This window comes from Promicromonospora sp. NPDC060271, assembly GCF_042726755.1.
GTDB lineage: Bacteria > Actinomycetota > Actinomycetes > Actinomycetales > Cellulomonadaceae > Promicromonospora.
Window position 1 is genome coordinate 1 of record NZ_JBHXBG010000236.1, and the last position, 7,134, is coordinate 7,134.

At 71.6% G+C, this 7,134-nt stretch carries 8 protein-coding genes; 6 read left to right on the forward strand and 2 right to left on the reverse strand.

Features of this window, described 5'->3' with window-relative positions:
- Positions 1-68 precede the first annotated feature (68 nt).
- A complete protein-coding gene (locus ACFWE2_RS23750; protein WP_377226674.1) occupies positions 69-515 on the reverse strand; it encodes a DUF4383 domain-containing protein in 447 nt (148 codons plus the stop codon).
- Between the two features lie 157 nt (positions 516-672).
- Between ACFWE2_RS23750 and ACFWE2_RS23755 the strand changes: the two genes are divergently transcribed.
- The 5 genes from ACFWE2_RS23755 (at position 673) to ACFWE2_RS23775 (ending at position 5,234) form a co-directional block, all read left to right on the forward strand.
- The gene (locus tag ACFWE2_RS23755; RefSeq protein ID WP_377226675.1) at positions 673-1,401 is read left to right on the forward strand and encodes a hypothetical protein; all 729 of its coding nucleotides are present in this window, start codon (positions 673-675) and stop codon (positions 1,399-1,401) included.
- 27 nt (positions 1,402-1,428) lie between these two features.
- A complete protein-coding gene (locus ACFWE2_RS23760; protein ID WP_377226676.1) occupies positions 1,429-2,136 on the forward strand; it encodes a haloacid dehalogenase type II in 708 nt (235 codons plus the stop codon).
- Positions 2,137-2,287: 151 nt separating this feature from the next.
- Complete coding sequence (locus ACFWE2_RS23765; protein ID WP_377226677.1) at positions 2,288-2,665, forward strand: zf-HC2 domain-containing protein; 378 nt, start codon at positions 2,288-2,290, stop codon at positions 2,663-2,665.
- 314 nt (positions 2,666-2,979) lie between these two features.
- The gene (locus ACFWE2_RS23770) at positions 2,980-4,305 is read left to right on the forward strand and encodes a glycoside hydrolase domain-containing protein (protein ID WP_377226678.1); all 1,326 of its coding nucleotides are present in this window, start codon (positions 2,980-2,982) and stop codon (positions 4,303-4,305) included.
- A gap of 20 nt (positions 4,306-4,325) precedes the next feature.
- Positions 4,326-5,234 (forward strand): alpha/beta fold hydrolase, encoded by a 909-nt coding sequence (locus ACFWE2_RS23775; RefSeq protein ID WP_377226679.1) that lies wholly within the window; start codon positions 4,326-4,328, stop codon positions 5,232-5,234.
- Here the strand turns inward: ACFWE2_RS23775 and ACFWE2_RS23780 are convergent.
- Positions 5,231-5,653 (reverse strand): MarR family winged helix-turn-helix transcriptional regulator, encoded by a 423-nt coding sequence (locus ACFWE2_RS23780; RefSeq protein WP_377226680.1) that lies wholly within the window; start codon positions 5,651-5,653, stop codon positions 5,231-5,233. The genes ACFWE2_RS23775 and ACFWE2_RS23780 overlap by 4 nt on opposite strands.
- 150 nt (positions 5,654-5,803) lie before the next feature.
- Here ACFWE2_RS23780 and eno point away from each other — a divergent pair, with 150 nt between their 5' ends.
- A complete protein-coding gene (eno, locus tag ACFWE2_RS23785) occupies positions 5,804-7,111 on the forward strand; it encodes a phosphopyruvate hydratase (protein ID WP_377226681.1) in 1,308 nt (435 codons plus the stop codon).
- The last annotated feature ends 23 nt before the right edge of the window (positions 7,112-7,134 follow it).

The window sequence follows — 7,134 nt, forward strand, 5'->3', positions numbered from 1 at the left end:
GTCGTCGAGACCGCGCTGCCGCCCCCTGACGCCAGGACCTCCGGCGCCCACTCGCATCCGCAGCGCGATCAGACCTGTCGCGGCCCGGGCGAGGTGGTGCCGGTGCCCCGGCGAGGCCACAGCGCGATGGCCAGGCCCGCGAGGACGCTCAGGATGTGCAGCCAGTTGTCCGCCGCGTTGATGTTGAGGAAGTTGATGTCCGGGTTGTTCACCGCGACCAGGCCGTAGACGAACGCCGCGCCGTACCCGATCACCAGCAGCCAGCCGAACGTCCGTGCCCGGCCCGGCGAGGACCACATCGTGACGCCGAGAAGCCCGATCAGGAGGTGCACGATGTTGTGCAGCGGGTTGACGGCGAACCCGAGCAGAGTCTGGTCGTGGTCGTGCTCCGCGAAACCGTCGAACCCGGTCACGAAGAACCCCAAGATACCGACCAGGAGATAGACCACGCCGATCGTGAGGGCGAGCCACTGGTGTGGCGCCCGGACACGCGTCGCGTGCGTGTATTGCGTCATGGCGTTTCTCCATTCCGTGTGGTTACCAGTACCAACACATTGGGCATGAGTCGGTCCACTCGCATTTGACGCGAATCTCCCGGTGGTGCGACTCGACGCCGACCGCGGGAATCTGGAGGTACGGACCGGTCGACGGTGGGAGGTCACGGTGCAGACGATGGTGAGGACCGCGAAGGCGCCGCGGGTCGCGCGAGCCACCGGGCTCGCACTCGGTGCCGTGGTGGCGGCAGTGCGCAGACGGCGCCCTCGACCGCTCCACCCGACCGGCACGGTGCTCACCGGGACGCTGCGTCTCGACGTCGGCGACGCGCCAGGTGCTGCCGCGCTCGGCGCGCCCGCGAACCACCAGGTGACCGTGCGCGTATCGCGCGCCGCCGGTCTCCCCGCTCCGCTGCCGGACGTCTTCGGTCTGGCGGTGCGCTGGACCGAAGACGACCAGTCCCAGGCGATCCTGCTGTCGGCGACCGGCCTGGGCCGGGTCACCCGCTTTCTCCTGGCGCCCCGGTTCCGCCCGCTCGGGGGCGGGTTCGGCACGCTCATGCCGTTCCGCGACCTCGACGGCCGCCCCGTGCTGCTCGCTGCCGCTCCCGCCGACAGGCGCCCGCGCGGCCGGCACAGCACGAGCACGACCGCGCTCGTCGGCACCGACCTGGTACTGCTGTCCGCGCACCCCGGCGAGCGATGGCGCCGACTGGGGACGCTCCACTGCGGGCCCGCTGTCGCGGGCGACGCACCCCGGGTCGATCCGGTAGAGCAGGTTCCAGGGTCGCTCGCCACCTACCCGTGGGCCGCGGCACTCCGGGCTCCCGCCTACCGGGCGGCCCGGACGGCCCGGACGCGCCGGACAGTCCGGACGACCACCCGGCGGCCCGAGGAACAGGACTGAGCCCGCAGCACGTTCTACGGTGGACGGATGGAACCCGCGACGGAAGGTACCGCTAGGCCGACCCTCGTCTTCGACGTCCTCGGCACCCTGGTCGACCAGACCGGGAGCATGGAACGGCGCGTGGCGGCGGTGGCCGGGATCGACAGCGGTGCGGCGGCGGAGGTGGCCCGCCGGTGGCTGGGGCACGTCGCCGAGCAGGAACGCGCGATCGTCGAGGGCCGGCGCACTTTCGTACCCAGTCATGAGCTGGACGGCGAGGCGCTGAGTGTGCTGGTTCGCGAGGGCCTGCTGCTGCCCGACGCCGCCGAACGACTCACCGCCGCGTCCGAGCGACTGGAGCCCTGGCCGGACAGCGTCGCCGGCCTGGACCTGCTCACCGCCGACTTCACGGTGCTCGGCCTGTCCAATGCCAGCCGCCGGGTGCTGGCCGGCATCAGCACGAACGCCGGGCTGCGGTGGCACCAGGTGCTGTCGAGCGAGGACGCGCGCACGTACAAGCCGGACCCGGCGATCTATGCGCTAGCGAACGACAGCGCACCCACCGGATCCGGCACGCCGTTCATGGTGGCCGCACACGCCTGGGACCTACGGGCCGCCGCGAAGGCCGGCCTGCGGACGGCGTACGTGCCCCGGTCCGACGGCGACCCGCCCGGCCCGGACGACACGTTCGACCTGCGGGCGACGACCCTCCTGGACCTGCGCGCACAGCTGCTCGACCTCGCTGGGAGCGGCTGACGGAGCGCCGTCGGAATCCTTCGGACCCACTCTCGCCGGTGACCACTACAAAGGGCATATCACACCCAAATTTCGATGAATCCACATCCACAGTAAAACTAGGACCCAGCCGGTCAAAACCGGACGCCGTGCGCACAGGGGGCTTGGACGCGTGACGATCGCCATCGACCTGGGTATCGACGACCTGCGCGCGGTCCTCGACGCCGAAGGTGAGGCCAACGGTTCCATGGCGGACTTCCCGCTGCCCGACCAGGTCCGGGCAGGTGCGTCACCCCGTGCCGCCCACGCCGTCACAGGGCCGGAGTGCCGTTCCACCCGCGCCGCCATGCACGACTACCTCGGCCGGCACCTTCCGCCTCGCCGCGCGCGCCGCCTGGAGCTCCACCTGGACGGCTGCGCCGAGTGCATCCGTGCGTTCATCGACATCCGTGAGGTCTCCTGGGCACGTCGCGCCGTGGTCGAGACCGCGAACCTGACCGTCACCCGTTCCGACGTCTCCGAGCGGCTCGGGCCGCACCGCCGTCGGTAGCCTGACCACCTTCGGTGGGGGCCGCGAGCTGGCCCACTCGACCGGTCACAACCGCTTGGCCAGGAACAGCGAGTCCCCGTGCACCTCGTCGCGTTCCACACGACCGGTCTCGACGAACCCGAGCTTCGCCAGCAGACCCCTTGCGCTCCACCGCCAGCAGGGCGCGGTAGCAGGCACCCCGACACCGGTTGCGCAGCGGGTGAACCCTGAAACTGCCCTGGAGATCGGGGCTTTCGTCCCTCGCGCACGGGCGCGAAGAAGCGCACACTTTCGACAGGACGACTGGTCCGTCAGCAGTCAGCAGGAGGTGCGCCATGGCCGCCAGACACACGATCCTCCGCGCCGCGGCCGTTCTCGGCAGCAGCCTGGCGATCCTCCTCGCGGGGCTGACCGTCCCCGCGGCCGCCGAGCCCGAGACCCCTGTCCTGTACCCGTCCGGCTCGTCGGTGACGCGCGCCGTCGGCCTCGGGTTCGACACATGCACCGCGCCGTCGCTCGCCGCACTGCAGGCCTGGAAGGGCACGTCGCCGTACAGCACCGTGAACATCTACTTCGGCGGCAACAACCGCGCCTGCGCACAGCCGAACCTGACCTCGTCCTGGGTCCGCGACGCCGTCGCGGGCGGCTGGAAGCTGCTGCCCACCTATCTCGGCTACCAGCCGTACTGCATGTTCGGCGACAAGCCGAACCGCTTCACCGCCGACAACGCCACGGCCCGGGGGACCTCGGACGCCGGTGACGCGGTCACCAGGGCCAAGGCCCTGGGCCTGCTGCCGGGAAGTGCCCTGTACGCGGACGTCGAGCACTACGACCGCTCGGTCTCGTCGTGCCGCACCGCGGTGCTCAGATATGTCTCGGCGTGGACGAAGAAGCTGCACCAGTCGGGCTACCTCGCCGGCGTGTACGTCCATCAGGACTCGGGGCTGCGCGACCTCTCCGACTCGTACGACTCGACCACGTACGCCCGCCCGGACGCGGTGTGGATGGCTCGCTGGGACGGCAACTCGGCACTGACCAACTGGCCGACCGCGCCGAACTCGCACTGGGCCGACTTCCAGCGGGCCAAGCAGTACCGCGGGGACCACGACGAGACCTGGGGCGGGGTGACCATCAACATCGACTCCGACTCCCTCAGGGCACCCGTCGCCACCGTCGCACGCACCTACAGCGTGACGAGCAGCACGTCGCTGAACGCCCGCACCGGTCCGGCGCCCACCTACCCCGTCGTCCGCACCTACTCGCCGGGCGCCTCGCTGGCCGTGATGTGCCAGACGACCGGGCAGCAGGTCCACACGACCTCCGTGTGGAACCGGCTGACCAGCGGGGCGTGGGTCAGCGACTACTACGTCTCGACGCCGTCGAACACCGGGTTCACCCGGTCGCTCCCGCGGTGCATCTACCCGGGACAGGTGACCACCGCCTCGCTGAACGCCCGTACCGGGCCCGGGACCTCGTACGCCATCACCGGGAGCCCGCTGCCTCGTGGCGCGCTCGCCCACGTGATGTGCCAGGACCAGGGCAGCGCGGTCGGGACCACACGGGTGTGGAACAAGCTGCGCGACGGTCGCTGGGTCAGCGACTACTACGTCTCGAACCGGTCGAGCAGCACCTGGAGCGCGCCGGTCCCGCACTGCCCGTGACGCTTCGATAACCTCGACGTGTGTTCGCGGGATTCGCTGCCGAGCAGGTAGAGACAGACGACGCGTCGATCTTCGTCCGGCACGCCGGGTCGGGTCCGCCCGTCCTGCTCCTGCACGGCCACCCGCGGACGTCGGCGACCTGGCACCGCGTGGCTCCCCGGCTCGTCGACGCGGGCTTCTCCGTGGTGTGTCCCGACCTGCGCGGATACGGCAGGTCCCGGGGTCCCGCGGCCGACCCGGAGCACGCCGCCCACTCGAAGCGGGCGGTCGCCGGCGACATGCTCGCGGTCATGCGGCACCTGGGCCACGAGCAGTTCCACCTGGCAGGCCATGACCGCGGCAGCCTCGTGGCGCTGCGGCTGGCCCTCGACCATCCGCAGGCCATCGAGCGGCTGGCGCTGATCGACTGCATACCCGTCAGCGAACATCTCCGCCGGGCGGACGCGAGGTTCGCGACGCAGTGGTGGCACTGGTTCTTCTTCGCCCAGCCGGACATCCCGGAACGCGTGATCAACGCCGATCCGGTCGCGTGGTACGGCGCGAAGGCCGACCCCGCCGCCATGGGCGCGGAGAACCATGCCGAGCTCATGGCCGCGGTCGCCCGTCCGGTCGTGGTGCGCGCGATGCTGGAGGACTACCGCGCCGGCCTCACAGTGGACCGCGCGCACGAGGAGGCGGACCGCGCTGCCGGCCGGCGGGTCGCCGCGCCGCTCCGCGTCCTGTGGTCGCTCCAGGACGACATCGAGGACCTGTACGGCGATCCCCTGGTCATCTGGCGCGAGTGGGCGGACTCCGTCGACGGGTTCGGCATCGACTCAGGGCATCACGTCGCCGAGGAGAATCCGGAGGACCTCGCGCGGGCCCTGGCCGGTCACTTCCGACCCGAGGACGCGCCGACGTCGTCCGCCCCGCAGGACGGCGCAAGCTAGCGCGAGGCGAGCCGTTCCAGCAGGGCGGCACTCCTCGCCAGCAGCGCCCGCTCCTCGTCGGTGAGCTCGGCCTCGATGGCCTGTGCGAGCCACCCGGCCCTGCGGCCACGCTCCGCCTCGAGCGCGGCCCGACCGGCGTCCGACAGCTCGACCAGCGCCTTGCGACCGTCGGTGGGGTGCGCCCGGCGCGTGACCAGGTTCTCGTCCATGAGCAGCCCGACCACCCGGGCCATCGACTGGGGGCGCACGCGCTGGTCGGCGGCGAGGTCGCTGGTGGTCATCGCGCCGTCACGGTCCAGTGCACCCAGCACCGCCACCTGACCCAGCGGGATGCGGTCCTCGTGCTTGACGCGCCGCGTGAGCTTGCCCATCGCGGTGCGCAGCTCTGCGGCGATGGCGGCGGCTTCCGAGGTGGGCACAGCACACTCTACCCCGCTGCCCCTCGCAGAGCTGGGCAGCAAAACTGCACAGCACATCTGCACAGTCTTGCTGTATGGTTCGGCGTTGTCGGGCTCAGCGCCAGCGTTGTCGCAGCCGGGGCCCGGCATACGACAACGGGAAGGACTCCCATGTCCGCACGAGCAGTCGGAAGCAGCAACACCGTTATCGAGAGCGTCACCGCCCGGCGGATCATCGACAGCCGGGGTAATCCCACGGTCGAGGCCGACGTCGTCCTGGCGGACGGATCACTGGGGCGCGCGGCGGTCCCATCGGGTGCCTCCACCGGGACCCGGGAGGCCGTCGAGCTGCGCGACGGCGACCCCGCACGCTGGCACGGCAAGGGCGTCGACCGGGCAGTGGCCCACGTCAACGGGGAGATCGCGGCGGCGGTGCGCGGCCGGGACGCGACCGACCAGGCGGGTCTCGACACGGTGCTGATCGCCCTGGACGGCACGGCCACGAAGTCCCGGCTGGGCGCCAACGCGATCCTCGGCGTCTCGCTCGCCGCCGCCAAGGCCGCCGCCGCGGCCCGCGGCGAGCCCCTGTACCGCTACCTCGGCGGACCCGACGCGCACCTCCTGCCGCTGCCGATGATGAACATCGTCAACGGCGGCGCGCACGCCGACAACCCGCTGGACTTTCAGGAGTTCATGATCGCGCCCCTGGGGGCCGACACCTTCGCGGAGGCCGTCCGCATGGGCAGCGAGGTCTTCCACACCCTGCGCAGCGACCTGCTCGCGGCCGGCCACTCGACGGGCGTCGGCGACGAGGGCGGGTTCGCGCCCGCGCTGCGGACCGCCGAGGAGGCGCTCGACTTCGTGCTGGCCGCCATCGAGCGCACGGGCTACCGCCCCGGCACGGACATCGGTCTGGTCATGGACCCGGCGTCGTCGGAGTTCTTCCGCGACGGCGTCTACGACTACGCGGGCGAAGGCGTGCGCCGCACGCCCGCCGAGCACGCCGACTACCTGGCCGGGCTCGTCGACGCCTACCCGGTCGTGTCCATCGAGGACCCGATGGCGGAGGACGACCTGGACGGCTGGCGCGAGCTGACCGCCCAGGTCGGCGACCGCTGCCAGCTCACGGGCGACGACGTGTTCTGCACCGACGAGGCGCTCCTGAGCGAGGGCATCCGCACCGGCGTCGGCAACTCGGTCCTGGTCAAGGTCAACCAGGTCGGGACCCTCACCGAGGCGCTGGCCACGGTGGCCACCGCCCAGCGGGCCGGCTGGACGGTCGTCATGTCGCACCGGTCGGGCGAGACCGAGGACACCACCATCGCCGACCTCGCGGTGGCGACCGGCTGCGGCCAGATCAAGACCGGCTCGCTCTCCCGCTCCGACCGCACGGCGAAGTACAACCGGCTGATCCGCATCGAGGAGGAGCTGGGCGACGCGGCGCGCTACGCGGGCCGCTCGGCGCTGTCCCGGTCGTGAGCACGGGCCGCCGGACGCGGTAC